This is a genomic window from Nocardia sp. NPDC005825, from assembly GCF_040630175.1.
Classification (GTDB): Bacteria; Actinomycetota; Actinomycetes; order Mycobacteriales; family Mycobacteriaceae; genus Nocardia.
Genome location: NZ_JBEXXC010000005.1, coordinates 1 through 20,620, shown reverse-complemented (window position 1 = coordinate 20,620; position 20,620 = coordinate 1). Strand labels below are relative to the sequence as shown.

Genomic DNA, 20,620 nt, shown 5'->3' with positions numbered 1-20,620 from the left:
GCTACTTGCGGAGGGCCTGGATGAGTTGGAGGACGGGGAGCTTCTGGGGCTGCTCCGGCTCGTCCTCGACGGCGTCGGGGTCGACGACCTGGGTGTGGGGTATGAGGGCTTCGGGGTCGGCGAAGGGCTTGTACTTCTTGTCGCCGAGGAGGGTGTAGTTGAGGTAACCGACCAGGAGGGCGCGGGTGAGGCGCTCGGTCTTGGGCTCGTGCTTGCCCGCACCGAGGGCGGCGAGGGCACGGCGGCCCTCGACCATGCCGTTGTGGGTGGCCTTGTCGAGGGAGCGCAGGATCGCGCCTTCGCCCCAGGCCGAGGCCAAGGGGAGGGCGTCGGAGCTGACCGAGTCGATGTCGGCGGCGCCGGCCAGGATCAGGGCGGGGGCGTCGACCTTGGCGGCCAGGGCCTCGGCGGAGGGGGCGGTCGGGGACGGGAAGAGGGCGGCGACGGCGGCCACCTCGCGCTGGGAGGCGGCGATGACGGCCGCGCCCGCGCCCATGCCGTGACCCACCAGGGCCAGGCGGTCGGGGCGGACGCTGATATTGCCGGTGCCCAGCCGCACCCCGGCACAGATGTCGAGGGTGGTGAGCAGGTCGGTGGCCAGGTTCAGGTGCGAGGGGATCGGCCCGCGTTCGGTGTCGGGCGCGGCCGCGACATAACCCCAGGAAGCGAGGTGTTCCAGCAGGCGGCGGTAGTTGCCGACCCCGGTCAGCCAGCCGTGCCCGAAGGCCACCGCGGGCAGGTTCTGCCCCTTGCCGGGCGTGTACACCACCCCGGGCAGCCCGGCGATGCCGAGATTCCCGCGCAGCACCTCGTGCGGGCCACGCAGGGTCAGAGTGCTCAGGAGCGATTTCACAGACACCGACACGAAGATGAACTTAGTCGGTCCGGCGGCCGAATGCCTCGAGCGCACACATCAGTTCGCGGCCCGGCTCGGTCCGGACTGCGCTCCGTCTCCCCGTGCGTGTAGCGGGAACAGGAGCGAACGGCTCCATAGACCTGCGCGTTGGAGGAGCGGAGGAGGGAAAACCGAGCTTTCAGGGCCGCGAACACGCCGGAGCGGAGCGGAAGCCAGGAACAGAGCTAGGCTGGTGAGCCATGTGCGGAATCGTGGGGTATGTGGGGTACCGGGACGCGCTCGGCGTGGTGGTCGATGCGTTGCGCCGCATGGAGTATCGGGGTTACGACTCGGCCGGAGTCGCGATTCTGGACGGGTCGGGCGGCTTGGCGGTCGAGCGCAAGGCCGGACGTCTGGCCAACCTGGAGGCCGAACTGGTCGACCGCGGGCCCGAGCACTACGCCGGCACCACCGGCATGGGCCACACCCGCTGGGCCACCCACGGCGCGCCCACCGACCGCAATGCCCACCCGCACCGAGACCGCACCGGCCGGGTCGCGGTGGTGCACAACGGCATCATCGAGAACTTCGCCCCGCTGCGTCGCGAACTCGAGGAGGCGGGCGTCGAACTGGGCAGCGACACCGACACCGAGGTGGCGGTGCACCTGGTATCGCAGGCCTACGCGGCCGGGGACACCGCCGGCGACTTCGTCGCCTCCGCGCTGAGCGTGGTGTGCCGCCTGGAGGGCGCGTTCACCCTGGTCTTCACCCACGCCGACCACCCGGGCACCATCGTCGCCGCCCGCCGCTCCACCCCGCTGGTGGTCGGCGTCGGGCAGGGCGAGATGTTCATCGCCTCCGACGTCACCGCGTTCATCGAACACACCCGGGAGGCAGTCGAACTCGGCCAGGACCAGGCCGTGGTCATCACCGCCGACGGCTACCGGGTCACCGACTTCGCGGGCACGGCCGACGAGGCGCGCACCCGCCCGTTCACCATCGACTGGGACCTGGCCGCCGCCGAGAAGGGCGGCCACGACTACTTCATGCTCAAGGAGATCGAGGAGCAGCCGACGGGCGTCGCCGATACCCTCATCGGCCACTTCGCGAACGGCCGCATCATTCTCGACGAACAGCGGCTGCACGACCAGGAGCTGCGCGAGGTCGACAAGGTGTTCGTAGTCGCCTGCGGCAGCTCGTATCACGCGGGCCTGCTCGCCAAGTACGCCATCGAACACTGGACGCGGCTGCCCGTCGAGGTCGAGCTGGCCAGCGAATTCCGTTACCGCGACCCGGTTCTGGACCGCTCCACCCTGGTGGTCGCCATCTCCCAGTCCGGTGAGACCGCCGACACCCTGGAGGCGGTGCGGCACGCCAAGGAGCAGAAGGCGCGGGTCCTCGCCATCTGCAACACCAATGGCGCGCAGATACCCCGCGAGGCCGACGCGGTGCTCTACACCCGCACCGGCCCGGAGATCGGGGTGGCGTCGACCAAGGCGTTCCTGGCCCAGATCACCGCCAACTACCTGGTCGGTCTGGCGTTGGCGCAGGCGCGCGGCACCAAGTACCCCGACGAGGTGGCGCGCGAGTTCGCCGAACTGGAGTCCATGCCGAAACTCGTTGCGCAGGTGCTGGAATCGGCCGAGAAGGTGCGCGAGATCGCCCGCCAGTTCGCGCACGTGCCGACGGTGCTGTTCCTGGGCCGCCACGTCGGCTACCCGGTCGCTCTCGAAGGCGCGCTCAAGCTCAAGGAACTGGCGTACATGCACGCCGAGGGCTTCGCCGCGGGCGAGCTCAAGCACGGCCCGATCGCGCTCATCGAGGACGGCCTGCCGGTGTTCGTGGTCATGCCGTCGCCGAAGGGCCGGGCGGTGCTGCACTCCAAACTGCTCAGCAATATCCGCGAGATCCAGGCCCGCGGCGCGCGCACCATCGTCATCGCCGAGGAAGGCGACGACACGGTGCGGCCGTTCGCCGACTTCCTGATCGAAATCCCCTCGGCCCCAACGCTGTACCAGCCGCTGCTGTCCACCGTCCCGCTGCAGATCTTCGCCGCCGAGGTGGCGCAGGCGCGCGGCTACGACGTGGACAAGCCGCGCAACCTGGCCAAGTCCGTCACCGTCGAGTAGGGCGGGCCCGTCACTGGACGGTGACGGTGCCCTTCATGTCCGGGTGCAGCGGGCACAGGTAGCGGTAGGTGCCCGGCGTGGTGAAGGTGTGGCTCCACTCGCCCTTGCGGATGATCGGGCTGTTGATGCCGAGCGCGACATCCCCGATGCCCTGCACCGCGTGCGGGGCCTTGTCGTCGAACTTCCAGGTCACGGTGTCCCCGGCCTTGACGGTGATATCGGCCGGGGAGAACTTCATGTCCGTCACGTTCACGGTGACCGCGGCGGGCGCGGCCGGACCGGTCGAGGTCGCCGCCGAGGACGCCGGAACCGCGGCCGTCGAGGTGGCGGCGGGCTTCGAGGTGTCCGACGAGCAGCCCCCGGCCGCTAGCGCCGCCGCCACGACGGCGACGAGAAGCAGGGCACGCGAGGACGACTGGCGGATCGGCATGTCAGCCAGGCTAGTACCCGTCGATAGCGGACCATTCGCGGGACCGCCCTGACCTGCGCGGCGAACCGACGGGCGTAGTCTCCACAACGGCAGGCAGTCCGAATCCGGGAGGCGACCCATGACCGCACCGGCGGTGCGCGACCACGCGGTACTCGACTACTACACGGCCGACGAGGTGCGGGCCGCCGAAGCCGAACTGTTCACCCGCGTACCCGCCGGAATGCCCATGCGACGAGCCGCCTTCGGCCTCGCCGAGGTGGTGGTCGGCGAACTGCGCGAACGCACCGGCGGCATCGCCGGACGCGCGGTCACCCTCCTCGTCGGCTCCGGCGACAACGGCGGCGACGCACTGTGGGCGGGCTCGTTCCTGCGCCGCCGGGGCGTCGCGGTGCGCGCGATCCTGCTCGCCCCCGAGCGCGCCCACGCCGAGGGATTGGCGGCGCTGCACCGGGCGGGCGGGCGCATCGTCGAGGCTCCCCCCACCGCGCACGAGCCGCGCGGGGACGCGGCGGCGCGGGAAGACGTGGCCGGGGCGATCCTGGGCCTGCCGGACCTGGTGGTGGACGGCATCGTCGGGATCTCCGGACGCGGGGCGCTACGTCCGGTCGCGGCGGAATTGGTTGCGGGCGTGCGCTGCCCGATCATCGCCGCCGACCTGCCCAGCGGCGTCGACCCCGACACGGGGGCGGTGCACGGTCCGGCCGTCCGGGCCGACGTCACCGTCACCTTCGGCGCGTTGAAGCCCGTGCATGCCCTGGCCGCACCGCATTGCGGCCGAATCGAGCTGGTACCCATCGGATTACGGCTGCCCGAATCGAATCTGATCGCGCTCGAGCCACGGGCGGTCGGCGCGGGCTGGCCCGTCCCCGGCCCGTTCGACGACAAGTACACGCAGGGCGTGACCGGTGTGTGCGCGGGCAGCGGCACCTACCCCGGCGCGGCCGTGCTGTGCGCCGGCGGCGCGGTCGCGGCCACCTCCGGCATGGTGCGCTACGCGGGGACCGGCGCGGCGCAGGTGCTCGCCCACTTCCCGGAAGTGATTGCCGCCGAGTCCATTTCCGCGACCGGACGCGTGCAGTCGTGGGTCATCGGCCCCGGCGCGGGCACCGATGCCGCCGCCCGCGACCGTCTGGCCGAAGTGCTCGCCACCGACCTCCCCGTCGTGGTGGACGCCGACGCCCTCACCCTCCTGGCCGCCGACCCGGCCCTGGTCACGGGTCGCGCCGCCCCCACGGTTCTCACCCCGCACGCCGGTGAGTTCGCCCGCCTCACCGGCTCCGAACCCGGGCCCGATCGAGTCGCCGCGATTCGCAAACTCTCCGAATCCTGGCAGGTCACAGTTCTTTTGAAGGGCAGGGCCACCCTGATCGCGAGCCCCGGCCACCCGGTCATCGTCAATGAGGCCGGTGGTTCCTGGGCCGCCACCGCCGGTTCCGGCGATGTCCTCTCCGGCATCATCGCGGCCCTGCTGGCCGCCGGCCGCGATCCCGCCTGGGCCGCTGCCGCCGCCGCCCGAGTCCACGCCCTCGCCGCCAACCTCGCCGCCCACTCCGCCACCACCGCGGGCGCCCCGATCTCCGCGTCCCCCTTGCTCTCCCACGTCCGCGAGGCCATCGGCACTCTCCGCGAACTCGGGGCCTGACGGCCCGGGCAGGGCCGCGTCAACCGGTAGTGGCGGCGGTGTGCAGGGCCGTGCGGGCGGCGGCGATGACGGGATGGTCGCCGGTGCCGCGGCGGTAGGCGAGGTGGGTGCGGCGGCGGGTGGGGAGCGGGGTGAGAGTGACGGCGGCCGGGGCGGAATGGGTGCCGAGGTCGGGGACGAGAGCGACGCCCTGGCCCGCGGCGACCAGGTTGAGAACGGTGCCGAAATCGTCGGCGTGGTGGCGGATGCGGGGTGTGAATCCCGCGGCCAGGCAGGCGCGGACGGTCATCTCGTAGCAGAGGGTGCCGGGGGTGCCGGCGATCCAGGGGGAATCGGAGTGGGCGGTGAGTGGACCGGGGGTACGGGTCGCGAGGTGGATGGTTTCCTCGAAGAGGGGTTCGGTGTCGAGGCCGGGTTCGGGGGTGAGGGGGACGTAGTCGTATTCCTGGAGCAGGGCGATGTCGAGGGTTTCGGCGCGCAGCGCGGCGGGGGCGGCGGCCGGATCCAGTTCGGTGACCAGGAGTTCCAGCAGCGGATGGTCGCGGCTGAGGGAGATCAGGGCGGGGGAGAGGATGTGGTGGACAGCGGTGGGGAAGGCGCCGATCCGCAGGGTACCGGTGAGTTCGGTTCGGGCGGAGGCGAGTTCGGCGGTCGCCTGTTCCAGGACGGCGAGGATGGTCTCGGTGTGCTCGACCAGACGCAAGGCGGCGGGGGTGAGGACGACGCTGCGGCCGGTGCGTTCCAGGAGCGGCAGCCCGGCCTCGCGTTCCAGGGCGGTCAGCTGCTGGGAGACGGCCGAGGGCGTGTAGGTGAGGGCGTCGGCGACCGCGGCGATGGTCTTCCGGTGCGCGAGTTCGCGGAGCAGACGAAGGCGACGGACATCCAGCATCAGTTGATCTTATGCTCGGGGATAGAAACGTGAAATAGACCTGACGTATCCGCTCGACCAGGCTGGTGCCATGACATTCAACGGCCTCTACGTTCCCCTGGTCACGCCCTTCACCGCCGACGACGAACTGGCCGCGGACGCCCTGGAGGCGCTCGCCCACGAGGTGCTCGACGCCGGCGCGGCGGGCCTCGTCGCGCTGGGCACCACCGGCGAACCCACCACCCTCACCCACGACGAACAGCGGCGCGTCATCGAGGTCTGCGCCCGCGTCTGCGCCGAACGCGACGCCACCCTGATCGTCGGCGCGGGCTCGAACGCCACCCACGACTCGGCGCGCGCCCTGTCCGCCCTCGACCCGCGCGCCACCGCCGCCCTCGCCGTGGTCCCGTACTACAACCGGCCCTCGGAAGACGGTGTGGTGGAACACTTCCGGGTTCTCGCCGCCGCCAGTCCGGTGCCGGTGCTGATCTACCACATCCCCTACCGCACCTCTCGCACCCTGAGCGCCGAAACCCTGTGCCGGCTGGCCGAACTGCCGAACGTGGCGGGCTTCAAGTACACGGCGGGCGGCGTCGACGAGACCACGGTGGCCTTCCTGGCCCGCGTCCCCGAGCACGTCTCGGTGCTGGCGGGCGACGATCTGTTCGCCGCCCCGCTGCTGGCGCTGGGCGCGACCGGAGCGATTCTCGCGTGCGCCAATGTCGCACCTGCGGCCTACGCCGACCTGGTCGCGGCCTGGCGCACCGGCGCGCTCGACACCGGCCGCGCTCTCGGCAACCGGCTGGCCCCGCTGGCCGACGCCCTGTTCGCCGAACCCAATCCCATTGTGGTGAAAGCGGTTCTGGCCGCCCAGGGCCGCATCCCCACCCCGAACGTGCGGCTGCCGCTGCTGCCGGCGAGCCCCGAAGCCCTCGCCGGAGCCCTGGCCGCCGTGCCCGTGGCACTCGCCGCCGCGATCCGATACCGCCCCGCGACGGCCGCCCCGACTCGGGTGTGACGCGAATCGCCCCTGCCCGGATGGCAGGATCGGTGGTGTGAAGCAGCCCGACCCACAGGTGGAAACCCTCGTCGACCTGGACGCCATCGCCCACAACGTGCGCATACTGGCCGAGCACGCCGGTGACGCCGCGGTCATGGTCGTGGTGAAGGCCGACGGGTACAACCACGGTGCGGTCGATGTGGCGCGGGCGGCGCTGGCGGCGGGGGCGCGGGAACTGGGCACCACCACGGTCGCCGAGGCGGTGGCCTTGCGGGCCGCCGGGATCACCGCGCCGATCCTGTGCTGGCTCAACACCTCCGACGCCGACTACGGCAGCGCCATCGCCGCCGATATCGAGATCGGGGTGTCGGCGCTCGCGCAGCTGGAGGCGGTGGCCGCGGCCGCCCGGCGACTGGGTCGCACCGCGACCGTCAGCCTCAAAGTGGACACCGGGCTCAACCGCAACGGCATTCCCGCCACCGAATACCCGGAGGTCCTGGAGCAGCTGCGGCGGCTGGTCGACGACGGGACCGCCCGGCTGCGCGCGATCTTCTCGCACCTGGCGCTCGCCGATCAGCCCGAGCATCCGGTCAACGACCGGCAGCGGGAACGCTTCCTCGAGTTCATCGCCACCGCCAAGGAACACGGCCTCGAACCCGAACTCGTGCACATCGCGAATTCCGCTGCCGCGCTGACCCGCCCGGACCTCGCCTTCGACATGGTCCGCCCCGGCATCGCCGTCTACGGCCTGTCACCGATTCCGGAACTGTCCGACTTCGGGCTGCGCCCGGCCATGACCTTCCGCGCCCGCGTCCTGCGGGTGAAGCGGGTGGCCGCCGGGGAAGGCGTCTCCTACGGCCACGACTGGATCGCCGAACACGACACCACCGTCGCGCTGCTGCCCGCCGGATACGCCGACGGCGTGCCGCGCACCCTCGGCGGGAAGTTCTCGGTGTGGCTGGGCGGCGCGCGCCGAACCCAGATCGGGCGGGTGTGCATGGATCAGATCGTGGTGAACCTCGGCGAGAACGAGGCCGGAGTCCAGGCGGGCGACACCGCAGTGCTGTTCGGCGGCGAACCCGGACAGCCGCGCGCCCAGGAATGGGCCGACGCGCTCGGCACCATCAACTACGAGATCGTGTGCAATCCGCGCGGCCGCGTCGTGCGCGACCACATCGGCGGTGACCGGTGAACGACCACCGCATGCTCGCCACCGTCGAGGACACCGAGGCGCTGGGCCGCGAGATCGCCGAACAGCTGCAGGCCGGGGACCTGGTCATCCTCGACGGCCCGCTGGGCGCGGGCAAGACCGCGCTCACCCGCGGCATCGCCGCCGGGCTGGGCGTCCAAGGACGGGTCAGCTCACCGACTTTCATCATCGCCCGCCAGCACCGCGCCGGCGCGCACCCGGGCGCGGTGGCGCTGGTGCACGTGGACGCCTACCGGCTCGGCGGCGACCTCGACGAACTCGACGCCCTCGACCTCGACACCGATCTCGACCACGCCGTCGTGGTGGTGGAATGGGGTCTCGGCGTGGCCGAACACCTGGCCGACCGCCACCTGCGGATCCAGCTGCGCCGCGAACCCGAGTCCGATGTCCGCACCGCGGAATGGGAGTGGGTCGCCGCCACCTGATCCGGCGCGAGATTCCCGCAGGCAGACACCACGCCGAGTGGGCTGTACCACCCGGTATTGTTGAGGCAATCATGCTGATATTGGCTGTCGACACCGCGACTCCCGCCGTCACAGCGGGACTGGTGGAACTGGAACCGGCGCAACCCGGGTCGAACGCACCGCGCATCACCACGATCACCGCCGAGGTGACCGTGGACGCACGCGCGCACAACGAGGTGCTGACCCCCCAGATCCTGACCTGCCTGGCCGAATCGGGCCGCTCGCGGGCCGATATCGCCGCGGTCGTGGCGGGTATCGGGCCGGGGCCGTTCACCGGACTGCGGGTCGGCATGGCCACCGCCGCCGCGTTCGGCGACGCCCTCGGCATCCCCGTGTACGGGGTGTGCAGTCTCGACGCCATCGCCGCCGACACCGAGAGCTACCTGCGCGAGAGCTCCGACCCGGTGGAACTGCTGGTCGTCACCGACGCCCGCCGCCGCGAGGTGTACTGGGCGCGCTACCGCGCCGTCCCCGGCAGCCTCGTCCTCGAACGCTGCGAGGGCCCCGAGGTGAGCAAGCCCGGCGACCTGGACCAGGCCGCCGCCACCCTGATCGCCGGATCCGCCTCGCACGTCGACTATTTCGACCTGCCCGTGCTGCCCGTCGAGACGCCGTCCCCGGCCGGGCTGGTGCGCTGCGCCGCCGCCGACATCCTGTCCGGCGCCGTCCCCGCCCCGCTGGTACCGCTGTACCTGCGCCGCCCGGACGCCGTCGAGAAGAGTTACGCGCAGGTGGGCCGATGACCATCCGCATCGAACCGATGCGGCCCGCCGACGTCACCCGCTGCGCACAGCTCGAGCAGGTGCTGTTCCCCGAGGACGATCCCTGGCACGAGGTGTCGTTCCTGTCGGAACTGGCCGGACCGCACAACCGCTACATCACCGCCCGTGACGCCGGCGGGGACATGGTGGGCTACGCCGGAATCGCGTTGCTCGGCACCGCCGAACACCCCGAGGCCGAAGTCCACACCATCGGCGTCGACCCGGACCACCATCGGCGCGGCGTCGGCACCCTGCTGCTCGAGGCGCTGCTGCTGGAGGCCGGACGCCGCGGCGGACCCGTCTTCCTCGAGGTCCGCACCGACAACGCGCCCGCCATCACGCTCTACGAGAAGCACGGCTTCCACATCATCGGGCTGCGCAAGAACTACTACCAGCCCAGCGGCGCCGACGCGTACACCATGCGGCGACCGGCCATGGCCGGATTCCCGCAGGACGGATTCACCAAGGACGCCGAGGTCTCGTCATGATCGTCATGGGTATCGAAAGCTCCTGCGACGAAACGGGAGTCGGCATCGTGCGGCGGCTGCCCGACGGCAGCTGCGAACTGCTCGCCGACGAGGTCGCCTCCAGCGTCGACCAGCACGCGCGCTTCGGCGGCGTGGTGCCCGAGATCGCCTCGCGCGCACACCTCGAGGCCATCGTGCCCGCCATGCGCCGGGCCCTGGCCACCGCCGGGATCAGCAAGCCCGACGCGCTCGCCGTCACCATCGGCCCCGGCCTCGCCGGTGCCCTGCTGGTCGGCGTGGCGGCGGCGAAAGCCTATGCGGCGGCCTGGGATATCCCGTTCTACGCGCTCAACCACCTGGGCGGGCACGTCGCCGTCGACACCCTCGAGCACGGGCCGATGCCGCCCGCGGTCGCCCTGCTCGTCTCCGGCGGGCACACCCACCTGCTGCAGGTGACCGACCTCGGACAGCCCATCACCGAACTCGGCAGCACCGTCGACGACGCCGCGGGCGAGGCCTTCGACAAGGTGGCCCGGCTGCTCGGTCTCGGCTACCCGGGCGGACCCGTCCTGGATTCCATTGCCACCGACGGCGATCCGAAGGCCATCGCCTTCCCGCGCGGCATGACCGGACCCCGCGACCCGCGCTACGACTTCTCCTTCTCCGGCCTCAAGACCGCCGTCGCCCGCTATGTCGAAGCGGCGCAACGGGAAGGCCGCGACCTGCCCATCCCCGATATCGCCGCCTCCTTCCAGGAGGCCGTCGCGGACGTGCTCACCATGAAGGCGGTGCGCGCGGCGCAGGACGTCGGCGTCGACACCCTCGTGCTCGGCGGCGGCGCGACCGCCAACTCCCGCATCCGGTCGATGGCCGAAGAACGATGCACGGCAGCGGGAATCACCCTGCGCGTCCCCAAGCCGCGCCTGTGCACCGACAACGGCGTCATGATCGCCACGCTGGGCGCGCACGTGATCGCGGGCGGCGCAGAGCCTTCCGAACTGACCGTGGCCACCGATCCGGGCCTGCCGGTCTCCACCAGCTATCTGTGAGATTCCGACCGCGGTGGTCGCCCGGCACGGGCGCCCACCGTCAACGGCTCAGAGCCGGGCGCTGAAATCGCGGGGAGGCCGCATAAGCGGTGGCGTGCGGCGTCGGCGAGACGTGCGGTTCCGGATCGATCGGCGGCAGCGTGGTGCCCAGCAAGGGGCCCAGCAGGCGCGGCAGATCCGCGGGGAACGGGATCTGGGGTAGATCCGGGTCCGGACGCAGCGGCGGTTGCTGCGTGGTGATGCCGGGGACGACCGTGGGAGTGCCGTTCGCCGAACCGGTCTGGGCCGGAGGCACCGCGACGGTGGTGCGGTGGGTGGGGTTCTGGTTCGTGGTCGGGTTGACCGAACTCGGCGCCGGGACGGTGGTCGTCGGCGCGGGCGGCGTGGTCGGCGGCTGCTGCGTCGAGGTCGGCGAGTAGTGCGCGGGCTGCGGTTCCTCGATCACGAACTCCTTGACCCCGTACCCGACGATCAGACCGACCACCACGATCGCCCCGGCGAGGGTGCCCGCCAGCTTGGTGAAGGTGCCGATCGGCGCGTCCGAGCCCAGGCCGATCACCGGGAAGGCGGTCGGCACGGTCGAATCCGCCACCAGCGCCGCGCCTTTCGCGATCGCGGACTCCGGCTCCGGCACCGTGACCACCGGGATGTCGAGCTGGCGTTCCAGCCCCACCACCATGATCGGCACGTTCGCGCCGCCGCCGATCACCGCGACCGCCTCCGGGAACTTCGGGGCCCGCGTGAACACGCCGCGCGCGAACACCGCCAGATCGTGCAGCAGATCGGCGACGATCTCCTCGAAATCCACCCGGGTCAGCTTGAGCGGCTGCCCGGCCACGTGATCGATGGTCACCGCCGGCACCACCGACAGGTGCTCCTTGGCGGCGCGGCTGCGATTGAGCAGGATGCCGCGGTTCGGGCGGATGCCGCGCCGCGACAGGTGGCAGTCCAGCAGGTGCTGCAGGATCAGTTCGTCGATGGCGTTGCCGCTGATGGTGGTGATGCGCTCGGACCGCAGCACGGTGTCGTCGGCATGATCGGCGACCGAGACCGTGGTGCCCTTGGCCCCGATGTCGATGACCGCCACCGTGTCCCAGCGGTCCAGCAGGCCGGTGTGCCGCAGGTAGGCCAGGGCCGCGGTGGTCTCCGGAATCAGTTGCACGCCGTGGCGCTGCCGCCCGATGGCGGACCGGATGATCTGGGCCTGCTCGCGGTCGCGGTAGGCGACCGCGATATCGCCGGGCGGGGTGGAGTCGGGCTCGTGGTGGCCGTTGTTCCGGGCGCCCGCGCCGACGGGATGCACGGTGTCGCGGGGGATTTGGGTGGTCATCAACTCGATCGAGGAGGCCACCAGATCACCGAGGTCGGAGTGCGCGGTATCGGCCGTCACGACCCGGTAGTCGAAGCTCTGGGCGCCGTTGGGCGCGGTGGCGACCGTCGCCGAGCACACCACTTCGCTCCCGGCCGAGATGCCGAGGGATGTTCGCATGTTCACCTCCCTTCGAGCGGATGGTCCTGGTGGAGACGACCATCTCGAACGGACTCCGGGCGCGCCCGACGGGTAGCGGACGATTCCGGCGAGCTACGGACCGTGGCGGGCTCGCGTCCGATGGGGCATCCGGACCTGCCACTGATCACTTGCGGTCTTGCTCTCTTCTCGAGCCCGTGCGCGGGGTTGCCGCACGGAAAGCGGGGTGAAGCAGATGTGTAACTGTCGACGGCGCGCGTGACCCGACCGATTCGGTCTCGCCGCGGGGCCGCCGTCAATGGTGTCACAATCCGTTATCCGAACGTTACAGATTTTCGGATTTCTTTGGAAGACCTCAGATTCCCGGGCCGTCACGTCGGCGAGTCGTGTCAGGAGGGTGCACTGGCAGCCCCTTGCCTTGAGCGCTGGCACTCCCGTGTATAGAGTGCTAGGTGGCACTGGTATTTGTGCTCAGGTGCCAGCTGATGACTACTGAGCAGGGGTCCCGGCACCCGCGACGACGGGGCTGATTGCACAGGGTCACGCACATGACCGAAACCGTGCGTCCGGGGAACAGCCCCGGACGAGAAGAATCCCCTGAAAGTGGAGGGCTCAACGTGGCGAGCGTGAACATCAAGCCGCTCGAGGACAAGATCCTCGTCCAGGCCAACGAGGCCGAAACCACCACCGCCTCCGGTCTGGTCATCCCTGACACGGCGAAGGAGAAGCCCCAGGAGGGCACCGTCATCGCCGTCGGCCCCGGCCGCTGGGACGAGGACGGCGAGAAGCGCATCCCGCTGGACGTCAAGGAAGGCGACGTCGTCATCTACAGCAAGTACGGCGGCACCGAGATCAAGTACAACGGCTCGGAGTACCTGATCCTGTCGGCCCGCGACCTGCTGGCCGTCGTCACCAAGTAAGAACGCTCCAACTCTCGGGGCCCAGGGGGCTTCCCCTGAACCCCTAACGAGAGACACCGCCCCGGAGTCGCAGCTGCCAATACAGCAACCGGCCCGGGGCGGAGTGCGTTCGCCCCCGACCTTCACAGGAGTAGGTACATGGCAAAGCAGATCGAGTTCGACGAGAAGGCTCGTCGCGCTATGGAGCGCGGCGTCGACAAGCTCGCCGACGCCGTCAAGGTCACGCTCGGCCCGCGCGGCCGGCACGTGGTGCTGGCCAAGGCCTTCGGCGGCCCCACCGTCACCAACGACGGTGTGACCATCGCCCGCGACATCGACCTCGAGGACCCCTTCGAGAACCTGGGCGCGCAGCTGGTCAAGAGCGTCGCCACCAAGACCAACGACGTCGCCGGCGACGGCACCACCACCGCCACCGTGCTGGCGCAGGCGCTCATCAAGGGCGGCCTGAAGAACATCGCCGCGGGCGCCAACCCGATGACCCTGGGCAAGGGCATGAGCAAGGCCGCCGACGCGGTCGCCGCCGCCCTGCACGCCGCCGCCACCCCGGTGAACGGCGAGAAGGCCATCGCGCAGGTCGCCACCGTGTCCTCGCGGGACGAGGAGATCGGCGCCCTCGTCGCCGAGGCGCTGACCAAGGTCGGCAAGGACGGCGTCGTCACCATCGAGGAGTCCTCGGGTCTGCAGACCGAGGTCGCCATCACCGAGGGCGTGCAGTTCGACAAGGGCTACCTGTCCCCGTACTTCGTCACCGACCCGGAGACCATGCAGGCGGTCTACGAGGACGCGTGGATCCTGCTGAACCGCGAGAAGATCAGCTCGCTGCCGGACCTGCTCCCGCTGCTGGAGAAGATCGCCGAGTCGGGCAAGCCGGTCGTCATCATCGCCGAGGACGTCGACGGCGAGGCGCTGTCCACCCTCGTGGTGAACGCGATCCGCAAGACCCTCAAGGTGGTCGCGGTGAAGGCCCCGTTCTTCGGTGACCGCCGCAAGGCGTTCCTGGACGACCTGGCCATCGTCACCGGCGGCACCGTGGTCAACCCGGACCTGGGCATCACCCTGCGTGAGGCCGGCCTGGACGTGCTGGGCAAGGCCCGCCGCGTCGTGGTCACCAAGGACGAGACCACCATCGTCGAGGGCGCGGGCGCGCAGTCCGACATCGACGGCCGGGTCGCGCAGCTGCGCAAGGAGATCGAGAACACCGACTCCGACTGGGACCGTGAGAAGCTGGAAGAGCGGCTGGCCAAGCTGGCCGGCGGCGTCGCCGTCATCAAGGTCGGCGCGGCCACCGAGACCGAGCTCAAGGAGCGCAAGTACCGCGTCGAGGACGCGGTCGCCTCGGCCAAGGCCGCGGTCGCCGAGGGCATCGTCCCCGGTGGCGGCACCGCCCTGGTGCAGGCCGCCGCCACGCTGCCGGCGCTGCGCGACTCGCTGTCCGGTGACGAGGCCGTCGGCGTCGAGGTCGTGCGTCAGGCCCTGCTGTCGCCGCTGTTCTGGATCGCCAGCAACGCCGGTGTCGACGGCGCGGTCGTCGTCTCCAAGGTGACCGACGGTGAGCACGGCTTCAACGCCGCCACCCTCACCTACGGCGACCTGGTCGCCGAGGGCGTCATCGACCCGGTCAAGGTCACCCGCTCCGCCGTCGAGAACGCCACCTCGGTGGCCCGCATGGTGCTGACCACCGAGTCCGCCATCGTCGACAAGCCCGTCGAGGAAGCGGCCGACGCCCACGCCGGCCACTCCCACTGATCGATCGGTGACACCGAGGCCCCCGGACGGATTCCGTCCGGGGGCCTCGGCGTTTCAGCGTGCGGGGTAGGTCATTTCGACGGCGGTATCGCCGTGGGGACCGGTGGCGCCGGATCGAGCGGTGCCGTGACCGGCGGCAGCGGAACGGCCGGGTACTCGTCCGGCGCGGCCGCGGGGGAGTGAGCGGCCACGAAGCAGCCGATGCCGATGAGGGCGACGGCGGCGATGCCCGCGAGGGCGCGGAGTGTGACGCGGGTGAGGGTGGAGAGCAGGTACATGCCGGTTCCGTTCGCTGGGCGGCATGAATTCTCATGGCGCGCAGGGAGTTACGGTGTCCGAATCGTCCCTTTTGGCGTGATTGTTACCTCGGAGCGCCTTACCAGTTGAACGGGCGGAGCGGGGGTGGAATTGGGAGATTGCCCCGGAGAGCGTTCCGGGGCGCGGGGTGGGTCAATCTCTCACGGGGAACGACGAACGGCCGTTTCCGTTGCGGAGAGCGGTGTGCGAATGGTGAATCGGGGTCGGCGGGGCCGGGTCTGTGGCTATCGCGGCGAGAAGGCGGTCGCGGAGGGCGGGTGGCGGCGGGACGGCCGGCACGGACGCGGCCAGCGCGAGCGCTTCTCGGGTCTGCTGCACTTCCAGGGTGAAGGCGGCGCGCAGTATGGGGTCGTCGGTATCCAGAAGGTCCGCCACTGCGCGCTGATCTTCGTCGCCGATCGATCCGAGCGCGACAGTGTGCGCGAGATCGATCTGGCTTTCGTTCATCTCACGTCACTCCCAAACTTTTCTTGAGTCGTGTCAGTCCGTCCCGAATACGGGACTTAACGGTAGGTAACCCTACGCCCAGATAGGCCGCCACCTCGGCATATGTCCGACCGCCGAAGTACGCGAGAGAGATCGCCTCCCGCTGCGTCTCGGTCAGGGTGGCCAGCCCGGCGAGCACCGCCTGCTGTTCCAGTCGTCGCCCGACCTCTTCGGTGACCTCGTCGAATTCGTTGCCGAGGGTGCTGGTGCCGTATGCGACCTCACGCTGGGCGTGGGCCTGTTCGGCGCGGACTCGGTCGACCGCGCGGCGATGGGCCAGCGTCATCAACCAGGTGACGGCCGATCCCTTGTTGGGATCGAAATTGGCGGCCGTGCGCCAGATCTGGAGATAGACCTCCTGAGTGGTCTCCTCCGCGTATCCCGGATCGTGGAGCACGCGTAGGACCAGGCCGAACACTCGCGCGCTGGTGCGGTCGTACAGCTCGGCGAAGGCCTGCTGATCGGACTGCCCGCAACGCTCGAGAAGTGCGGCGAGTTCGAGACTTTCGGCTGCGCGCGCCGTCACCGCAGAGTCCACGCTGGGTGCATCCACCCCTCGTCCGTCCCTCGAGCTCTGGAACGAGTCGCCCTCTGCGGCAGGCGGCCGCGTTGTCACAACGCTCCGTTCTGTGTCATCGGCCACGAGGGTAGCGTGCCGCTATGACCTCCTCTCGGGTGGGGGTATTCGGCAAAGCGACTGTGGCACAGCGATTTTCCGATTTGACCGAAACGTCGCAATCGTGACATCGAAGACACGCCGTGACGCGCCGGAGGTTGCCGACCCCGCCGGGCGGTGCCGGGTGTTTGCTAGCTATTCGGCGCGCCACCCCGAAAGGATGGGAGGAATCTCGAGCCCGGCCCGCTGTCGCATCAGGGACACCGCTGGTGAACACCGGTCCCGAGCGATTGCCGAGAGTGCCTGCGGGCGCCCGGATTACGCGACGATGCGGCGGCGGTTGCGGCGGGCGTGCAACTCGCGCTCGGTCTCCGACATGCCACCCCAGATGCCGTAGGGCTCACTGACCTTCAGCGCGTGCGAACGGCACTGCAGCAGCACCGGGCAGGCCTTGCAGATTTCCTTGGCCCGCAGCTCGCGCTGGGCCCGCGCCCGGCCGCGCTCGCCGTCCGGGTGGAAGAACACGGCGGAGTCCTGACCGCGGCAGGATCCGCGCATCTGCCAATCCCATACATCGGCGTTCGGCCCGGGGAGGTGGGTTGGCATCGGCATGGTGAACTCCTCTTGGTGCGAGCTCGTCGGCATTGTCGAGCGGTGCTGGTGGCAAACAGGTGGCCGCATCGCCGTGGCCCGGCGATCGCACTTCATCGGCGCCGCAATTCAGCACGACGCCAACGACGGCGATGACGTACGTTAGGTCGCGAAACGAATTCGAGTCAATAGCTTCATTCGACTCGAGCCGAATACCTGCACATTAGAGAATTAACATCCGCGCTATTTACAAGATGGGGTGCCTGTGGTGATACTGATCGGTTGCCCAGCGCCGTGACCTGGCTGTGATAGCCCATCCGACTGGGTAAAACCGCTGGTAGAACCGGATTTTTGGGCCCGAATCCCGGTGCCGCGATCTATGCAAGGCTCTCGATCAGAGTGATCTCAGCCATTGGACATCCTGCGCTGAGTAGGGTAGAGATGGCCGCTTCGAGGCCGCCGGGTTAATAGCGCGAAACGCTATACGAATTCCTTACGGGCGTGCTGGTCGATAGCGAGGACAGATTTACGGAGTGGAAACACAAAGGCTCCGGTGAATGCTGGCCGATAGCTGGGGAACTATGCTATGGCGGCTGCCCTCACATGTCCGGCCACTGGTTACAGTGCGGCTGTGCCTGTGCTCGAAGTGAACTCCGTACTCGCCGACGCCGCTTTCGGTTCCGCGCCCGAGCGTGCTGCCACCGGGTTGCCCGCCGCGCCCGACGCCGCCGGATCCTGGCTGCGGGCTGTCTCGCTGAGTGGAATCGGTTACTACGCCGCCGCGCGTGCCGAACTCCGCCACGCCCGCCGCGGCACCACCGACCCCGCCCTGCTGTCGCTCACCCACAGCACCGAGGCGTCGTTGCTGCGCCAGCTCGGCTGGCACAACCACGCCGCTGTCGTGGACGGGCGCGCCGCCGCTCTGGCGCTGCCCGCGCCGGCCGCCGCCGCTCCCGCGCCCGCCGCGACACTCGCTGAGATCCGATCCGCGGAAGCCGTTTGCGACGCGTTGACCGGACTCGCCGCCGATGCCCTGGGCAGCCTCCGCCCGGCGCTTGCCGCCCGGCTGCTGAATCGTTGCCGAAATTATCTCGACGTTCACCTGGCCACCGCCGACACGGCGTGGCGGCCGCGCGTGCGGTTGCACTGGGTGAGTGCCGAGACGGCGCTGTCGGCCCCCGGCTCCGGATTGATCTCCGCCCCCGCCGCCGATCCTGCCGCGGGCGACCGCCCGGTTCCGGCCGACCCCGCCCTGGCGCACGCCGAGGCCGCCGTGGCGCTCGCCGAAAACTCGCCCTCGCTGCGGCATCGAGTGAAATCCCGGCTACTGCTGGCCGCCGCCAGCGCCGCCGCCGGCGACCTCGATCGATCCCGTGCTCTCGCAGTCGAAGTCGATCGGGCCTGCGCCGAACACGAGCTGCTCCCGCTGCGCTGGGCCTGCGCCATGCTCCGCTCCGGGGTCGAGCCCGGTGGTGACGGCGCGGCCGTGGCGGCCGAGTGTGCGCGGTTGCTGGCCGCTCGCGGCGGGCGATTGCGTTCGGCGAGCGAGCTTCTCGGCCGTCCCTGATTGATCCACCGATCGTCCCTGAGTGATCTCCGGCACTTCCCTGAGACTGCCCCGAGAACGACCCCGTAACGATTGGCACCAGTACGCCAGCCGCTATTGTTGGACCGTTCCGCCCCTCCGCGGAAGCACCGGCTCGCCATCCCGCCGCCGTGCCACTCTCGTAAACGCCAGGAACAGCTCTGACGATGAACAACACGGGTGAGGAGTTGGATCCCGCTGTCGTCGCTGCCGCAGCGCAGGGCGACCGGGCGGCCCTTTCCCAGGTACTGGTGAGCATCCGCCCCCTCGTGGTGCGGTATTGCCGTGCGCGCATCGGAACGGCCGAACGCGGCCAACTCTCCGCTGACGACGTCGCGCAGGAGGTCTGTCTGGCCGTCATGACCGCGCTTCCCCGGTACCAGGACCAGGGCAGACCGTTCATGGCGTTCGTCTACGGCATCGCCTCGCACAAGGTCGCGGACGCCCACAGAAATTCCGCCCGTAACAAGGCGGACGCCATGGCCGAAGTACCGGATGTCATATCCACCGACCAGGGACCGGAACAGCGAGCTCTCGAATCCGAAACGAGCCGACAGATGAACGCACTGTTGGCGACATTGCCGGAGAAGCATCGAGAAATCCTGATCCTTCGCCTGGTCATGGGTCTGTCGGCTGAAGAAACCGCAGTCGCCGTGGGCAGTACGGCGGGTGCTATACGAGTCGCCCAGCACCGGGCACTCGCGAAACTCAAGTCTCAAGTGGCGAGGGCAGGTGAAATGTATGGCTAGGGATGGCGAGCGCGGTCGGGGCGACTTCAAGGCGCGACCTGGATCGCAGAACAGCGGTCCCTACGCCGAGGCGTCCGGTGATACCGGGCCGGTCGATATCGCCGCGGTGCGACGCGACGATGCGCTGATCGACGCCATCTCCGGTGACGGTCCCGTGCAGACGGGTACTTCGGAGGAATACCAGCTGGCGGCCCTGTTGGCCGACTGGCGTGCGGAGATCATGGCCGAGCCTTTGCCGGCCGGACCGGACCTGGATGCCATCGTCGCCGCGGTCAATCAGGAGATCGGTGCACGACAGGCCAGAATCGGCGCGGGCAACCGCGGGCGACTACGGCTCGTCCGGCCGATCCTGGGTTCCGCGGCGGCCCTGGCGCTCATCTTCGGTGGCCTGACGGCGTTCTCCTACAATGCGAGTCCCGGCGATCCGCTCTGGAAGATGAAGACCGTCGTGTTCAGCGAGCAGGCCCAGTCCACCGTGGTCTCGCGGGCGGACAGCGACCTGGAGCAGGCCAAGGAGCTCATCGCGCAGGGCAAGGCCGACGAGGCCAAGCCGCTGATGGAGCGGGCCGCGGACAATGCCTCCCAGGTCAACGACTCGGGCAAGAAGGACAGCCTGACCGATCGCTGGCAGCAGCTGTACACGCAGCTGCAGGCGACCGCGCCCAAGGTTGCCGAGTCGCTGGCGGCGGTGGCCCCGGCCACGACCAAGGCCCCGGTCGTGCCGTCCTCCGCGAATGTGCCGGTGTCGCCGGTCGTTCCGCCGGTCAAGACGGATGGCAATCCGCCGACCACGGTGGATTCGTCGACCCTCGGCGGCACCAACCCGAATCCGAATCCGGCCACCGGTGGCGGCATCTCCACGCCGCCCGTGGTGCCGCCGGTCACCCAGGTGCCGACCGTGCCGCCGGTGGAGACCCAGCCGCATACGGCGCCGCCTACCGCGGGCAATCCGACGTCGGTCGTGGTGCCGACCATCGGCAATACCGAGGGTGGGACTCCGGGCGGCGGGCAGCCGCCCACCCAGCAGCAGCCGCCGGCTCAGCAGCAGCCGATCACGATCCCGCCGGTGCTGCCGTCGTCGCTCGCCGTGCCGTCCGGAGCCCCCGTGGTGCCGGTTCCGGTGCCGGGAACGCACTAGGCATGTCCCGATAGCCCTGCGGCCGTCGGTGTTTCATCAGTCGACAACGGAAAGGGCCTGCATCCCCTGGGGATGCAGGGCCATAGCGAATAAACATACCTCGTAAACGAGGAAAACCTCGCCCGGCACTGCCTCGGTGATTGAATAG

At 69.9% G+C, this 20,620-nt stretch carries 21 protein-coding genes; 13 read left to right on the top strand and 8 right to left on the bottom strand.

Features of this window, described 5'->3' with window-relative positions; translation table 11 throughout:
- Position 1: 1 nt before the first annotated feature.
- Positions 2-865, bottom strand: coding sequence for a dienelactone hydrolase family protein (locus ABZ382_RS15360; protein WP_357088858.1), 864 nt, complete (start codon positions 863-865; stop codon positions 2-4).
- 230 nt (positions 866-1,095) lie between these two features.
- Here ABZ382_RS15360 and glmS point away from each other — a divergent pair, with 230 nt between their 5' ends.
- The gene (glmS, locus tag ABZ382_RS15355; protein ID WP_357088856.1) at positions 1,096-2,964 is read left to right on the top strand and encodes a glutamine--fructose-6-phosphate transaminase (isomerizing); all 1,869 of its coding nucleotides are present in this window, start codon (positions 1,096-1,098) and stop codon (positions 2,962-2,964) included.
- Between the two features lie 10 nt (positions 2,965-2,974).
- Here glmS and ABZ382_RS15350 read toward each other — a convergent pair whose 3' ends face one another.
- Positions 2,975-3,394: a plastocyanin/azurin family copper-binding protein gene (locus tag ABZ382_RS15350; RefSeq protein ID WP_357088854.1), complete on the bottom strand. Its 420-nt coding sequence runs from the start codon at positions 3,392-3,394 to the stop codon at positions 2,975-2,977.
- A 118-nt stretch (positions 3,395-3,512) separates the two neighbouring features.
- Between ABZ382_RS15350 and ABZ382_RS15345 the strand changes: the two genes are divergently transcribed.
- Positions 3,513-5,036, top strand: a complete 1,524-nt coding sequence (locus ABZ382_RS15345; protein ID WP_357088852.1) for an NAD(P)H-hydrate dehydratase — start codon at positions 3,513-3,515, stop codon at positions 5,034-5,036.
- Positions 5,037-5,055: 19 nt separating this feature from the next.
- Here ABZ382_RS15345 and ABZ382_RS15340 read toward each other — a convergent pair whose 3' ends face one another.
- Positions 5,056-5,925, bottom strand: a complete 870-nt coding sequence (locus ABZ382_RS15340; RefSeq protein WP_357088849.1) for a LysR substrate-binding domain-containing protein — start codon at positions 5,923-5,925, stop codon at positions 5,056-5,058.
- Positions 5,926-5,995: 70 nt separating this feature from the next.
- Here ABZ382_RS15340 and dapA point away from each other — a divergent pair, with 70 nt between their 5' ends.
- The 6 genes from dapA to tsaD all read left to right on the top strand — a co-directional run bounded on the left by dapA (position 5,996) and on the right by tsaD (position 10,855).
- Positions 5,996-6,922 carry a 4-hydroxy-tetrahydrodipicolinate synthase gene (gene dapA, locus ABZ382_RS15335; RefSeq protein ID WP_357088846.1) on the top strand — a complete coding sequence of 309 codons (927 nt, stop codon included), beginning with the start codon at positions 5,996-5,998 and terminating at the stop codon, positions 6,920-6,922.
- Between the two features lie 37 nt (positions 6,923-6,959).
- Positions 6,960-8,096, top strand: a complete 1,137-nt coding sequence (gene alr / locus ABZ382_RS15330; RefSeq protein ID WP_357088844.1) for an alanine racemase — start codon at positions 6,960-6,962, stop codon at positions 8,094-8,096.
- An 11-nt stretch (positions 8,097-8,107) separates the two neighbouring features.
- The gene (tsaE, locus tag ABZ382_RS15325) at positions 8,108-8,539 is read left to right on the top strand and encodes a tRNA (adenosine(37)-N6)-threonylcarbamoyltransferase complex ATPase subunit type 1 TsaE (RefSeq protein WP_357089903.1); all 432 of its coding nucleotides are present in this window, start codon (positions 8,108-8,110) and stop codon (positions 8,537-8,539) included.
- Positions 8,540-8,610: 71 nt separating this feature from the next.
- Positions 8,611-9,321 (top strand): tRNA (adenosine(37)-N6)-threonylcarbamoyltransferase complex dimerization subunit type 1 TsaB, encoded by a 711-nt coding sequence (tsaB, locus tag ABZ382_RS15320; protein WP_357088841.1) that lies wholly within the window; start codon positions 8,611-8,613, stop codon positions 9,319-9,321.
- Complete coding sequence (rimI, locus tag ABZ382_RS15315) at positions 9,318-9,827, top strand: ribosomal protein S18-alanine N-acetyltransferase (protein WP_357088838.1); 510 nt, start codon at positions 9,318-9,320, stop codon at positions 9,825-9,827. The genes tsaB and rimI overlap by 4 nt, the downstream gene beginning before the upstream one ends.
- The gene (gene tsaD, locus ABZ382_RS15310) at positions 9,824-10,855 is read left to right on the top strand and encodes a tRNA (adenosine(37)-N6)-threonylcarbamoyltransferase complex transferase subunit TsaD (RefSeq protein WP_357088836.1); all 1,032 of its coding nucleotides are present in this window, start codon (positions 9,824-9,826) and stop codon (positions 10,853-10,855) included. The genes rimI and tsaD overlap by 4 nt, the downstream gene beginning before the upstream one ends.
- A gap of 40 nt (positions 10,856-10,895) precedes the next feature.
- Here tsaD and ABZ382_RS15305 read toward each other — a convergent pair whose 3' ends face one another.
- Entirely contained in the window at positions 10,896-12,344 is a 1,449-nt protein-coding gene (locus ABZ382_RS15305; RefSeq protein ID WP_357088833.1) for an Hsp70 family protein, read from the bottom strand.
- A 596-nt stretch (positions 12,345-12,940) separates the two neighbouring features.
- Here ABZ382_RS15305 and groES point away from each other — a divergent pair.
- Together groES and groL are read left to right on the top strand one after the other, a co-directional pair.
- Positions 12,941-13,243, top strand: a complete 303-nt coding sequence (groES, locus tag ABZ382_RS15300; RefSeq protein ID WP_033086015.1) for a co-chaperone GroES — start codon at positions 12,941-12,943, stop codon at positions 13,241-13,243.
- Between the two features lie 138 nt (positions 13,244-13,381).
- Positions 13,382-14,989: a chaperonin GroEL gene (gene groL, locus ABZ382_RS15295; protein ID WP_357088830.1), complete on the top strand. Its 1,608-nt coding sequence runs from the start codon at positions 13,382-13,384 to the stop codon at positions 14,987-14,989.
- Positions 14,990-15,060: 71 nt separating this feature from the next.
- On the opposite strand, the gene ABZ382_RS15290 is transcribed toward groL, so the two are convergent.
- The 4 genes from ABZ382_RS15290 to ABZ382_RS15275 all read right to left on the bottom strand — a co-directional run bounded on the left by ABZ382_RS15290 (position 15,061) and on the right by ABZ382_RS15275 (position 17,021).
- Entirely contained in the window at positions 15,061-15,267 is a 207-nt protein-coding gene (locus ABZ382_RS15290) for a hypothetical protein (RefSeq protein ID WP_357088828.1), read from the bottom strand.
- Positions 15,268-15,439: 172 nt separating this feature from the next.
- The gene (locus tag ABZ382_RS15285; RefSeq protein ID WP_357088826.1) at positions 15,440-15,754 is read right to left on the bottom strand and encodes a hypothetical protein; all 315 of its coding nucleotides are present in this window, start codon (positions 15,752-15,754) and stop codon (positions 15,440-15,442) included.
- 1 nt (position 15,755) lies between these two features.
- On the bottom strand, positions 15,756-16,331 hold the full coding sequence (locus tag ABZ382_RS15280) for a sigma-70 family RNA polymerase sigma factor (RefSeq protein ID WP_357089901.1): 576 nt from the start codon (positions 16,329-16,331) through the stop codon (positions 15,756-15,758).
- 396 nt (positions 16,332-16,727) lie between these two features.
- Positions 16,728-17,021, bottom strand: a complete 294-nt coding sequence (locus tag ABZ382_RS15275; protein ID WP_357088823.1) for a WhiB family transcriptional regulator — start codon at positions 17,019-17,021, stop codon at positions 16,728-16,730.
- Positions 17,022-17,631: 610 nt separating this feature from the next.
- Between ABZ382_RS15275 and ABZ382_RS15270 the strand changes: the two genes are divergently transcribed.
- The 3 genes from ABZ382_RS15270 (at position 17,632) to ABZ382_RS15260 (ending at position 20,472) form a co-directional block, all read left to right on the top strand.
- Positions 17,632-18,567, top strand: a complete 936-nt coding sequence (locus ABZ382_RS15270) for a hypothetical protein (RefSeq protein ID WP_357088820.1) — start codon at positions 17,632-17,634, stop codon at positions 18,565-18,567.
- 185 nt (positions 18,568-18,752) lie between these two features.
- On the top strand, positions 18,753-19,334 hold the full coding sequence (locus ABZ382_RS15265) for a sigma-70 family RNA polymerase sigma factor (protein WP_154786124.1): 582 nt from the start codon (positions 18,753-18,755) through the stop codon (positions 19,332-19,334).
- Positions 19,327-20,472 (top strand): anti-sigma-D factor RsdA, encoded by a 1,146-nt coding sequence (locus tag ABZ382_RS15260; protein ID WP_357088816.1) that lies wholly within the window; start codon positions 19,327-19,329, stop codon positions 20,470-20,472. Before ABZ382_RS15265 ends, ABZ382_RS15260 begins: the two co-directional genes overlap by 8 nt.
- Positions 20,473-20,620: the final 148 nt, after the last annotated feature.

Excerpts from the sequence above, each read along its gene's own strand:
- ABZ382_RS15260 (WP_357088816.1), top strand. The coding sequence starts at position 19,327 with ATGGCTAGGGATGGCGAGCGCGGTCGGGGCGACTTCAAGGCGCGACCT.
- ABZ382_RS15340 (WP_357088849.1), bottom strand. The coding sequence starts at position 5,925 with ATGCTGGATGTCCGTCGCCTTCGTCTGCTCCGCGAACTCGCGCACCGG.
- ABZ382_RS15305 (WP_357088833.1), bottom strand. The coding sequence starts at position 12,344 with ATGCGAACATCCCTCGGCATCTCGGCCGGGAGCGAAGTGGTGTGCTCG.
- rimI (WP_357088838.1), top strand. The coding sequence starts at position 9,318 with ATGACCATCCGCATCGAACCGATGCGGCCCGCCGACGTCACCCGCTGC.
- ABZ382_RS15285 (WP_357088826.1), bottom strand. The coding sequence starts at position 15,754 with ATGAACGAAAGCCAGATCGATCTCGCGCACACTGTCGCGCTCGGATCG.
- glmS (WP_357088856.1), top strand. The coding sequence starts at position 1,096 with ATGTGCGGAATCGTGGGGTATGTGGGGTACCGGGACGCGCTCGGCGTG.
- tsaD (WP_357088836.1), top strand. The coding sequence starts at position 9,824 with ATGATCGTCATGGGTATCGAAAGCTCCTGCGACGAAACGGGAGTCGGC.
- ABZ382_RS15275 (WP_357088823.1), bottom strand. The coding sequence starts at position 17,021 with ATGCCGATGCCAACCCACCTCCCCGGGCCGAACGCCGATGTATGGGAT.
- tsaB (WP_357088841.1), top strand. The coding sequence starts at position 8,611 with ATGCTGATATTGGCTGTCGACACCGCGACTCCCGCCGTCACAGCGGGA.
- tsaE (WP_357089903.1), top strand. The coding sequence starts at position 8,108 with ATGCTCGCCACCGTCGAGGACACCGAGGCGCTGGGCCGCGAGATCGCC.
- groL (WP_357088830.1), top strand. The coding sequence starts at position 13,382 with ATGGCAAAGCAGATCGAGTTCGACGAGAAGGCTCGTCGCGCTATGGAG.
- ABZ382_RS15290 (WP_357088828.1), bottom strand. The coding sequence starts at position 15,267 with ATGTACCTGCTCTCCACCCTCACCCGCGTCACACTCCGCGCCCTCGCG.
- ABZ382_RS15350 (WP_357088854.1), bottom strand. The coding sequence starts at position 3,394 with ATGCCGATCCGCCAGTCGTCCTCGCGTGCCCTGCTTCTCGTCGCCGTC.
- dapA (WP_357088846.1), top strand. The coding sequence starts at position 5,996 with ATGACATTCAACGGCCTCTACGTTCCCCTGGTCACGCCCTTCACCGCC.
- ABZ382_RS15265 (WP_154786124.1), top strand. The coding sequence starts at position 18,753 with ATGAACAACACGGGTGAGGAGTTGGATCCCGCTGTCGTCGCTGCCGCA.
- ABZ382_RS15345 (WP_357088852.1), top strand. The coding sequence starts at position 3,513 with ATGACCGCACCGGCGGTGCGCGACCACGCGGTACTCGACTACTACACG.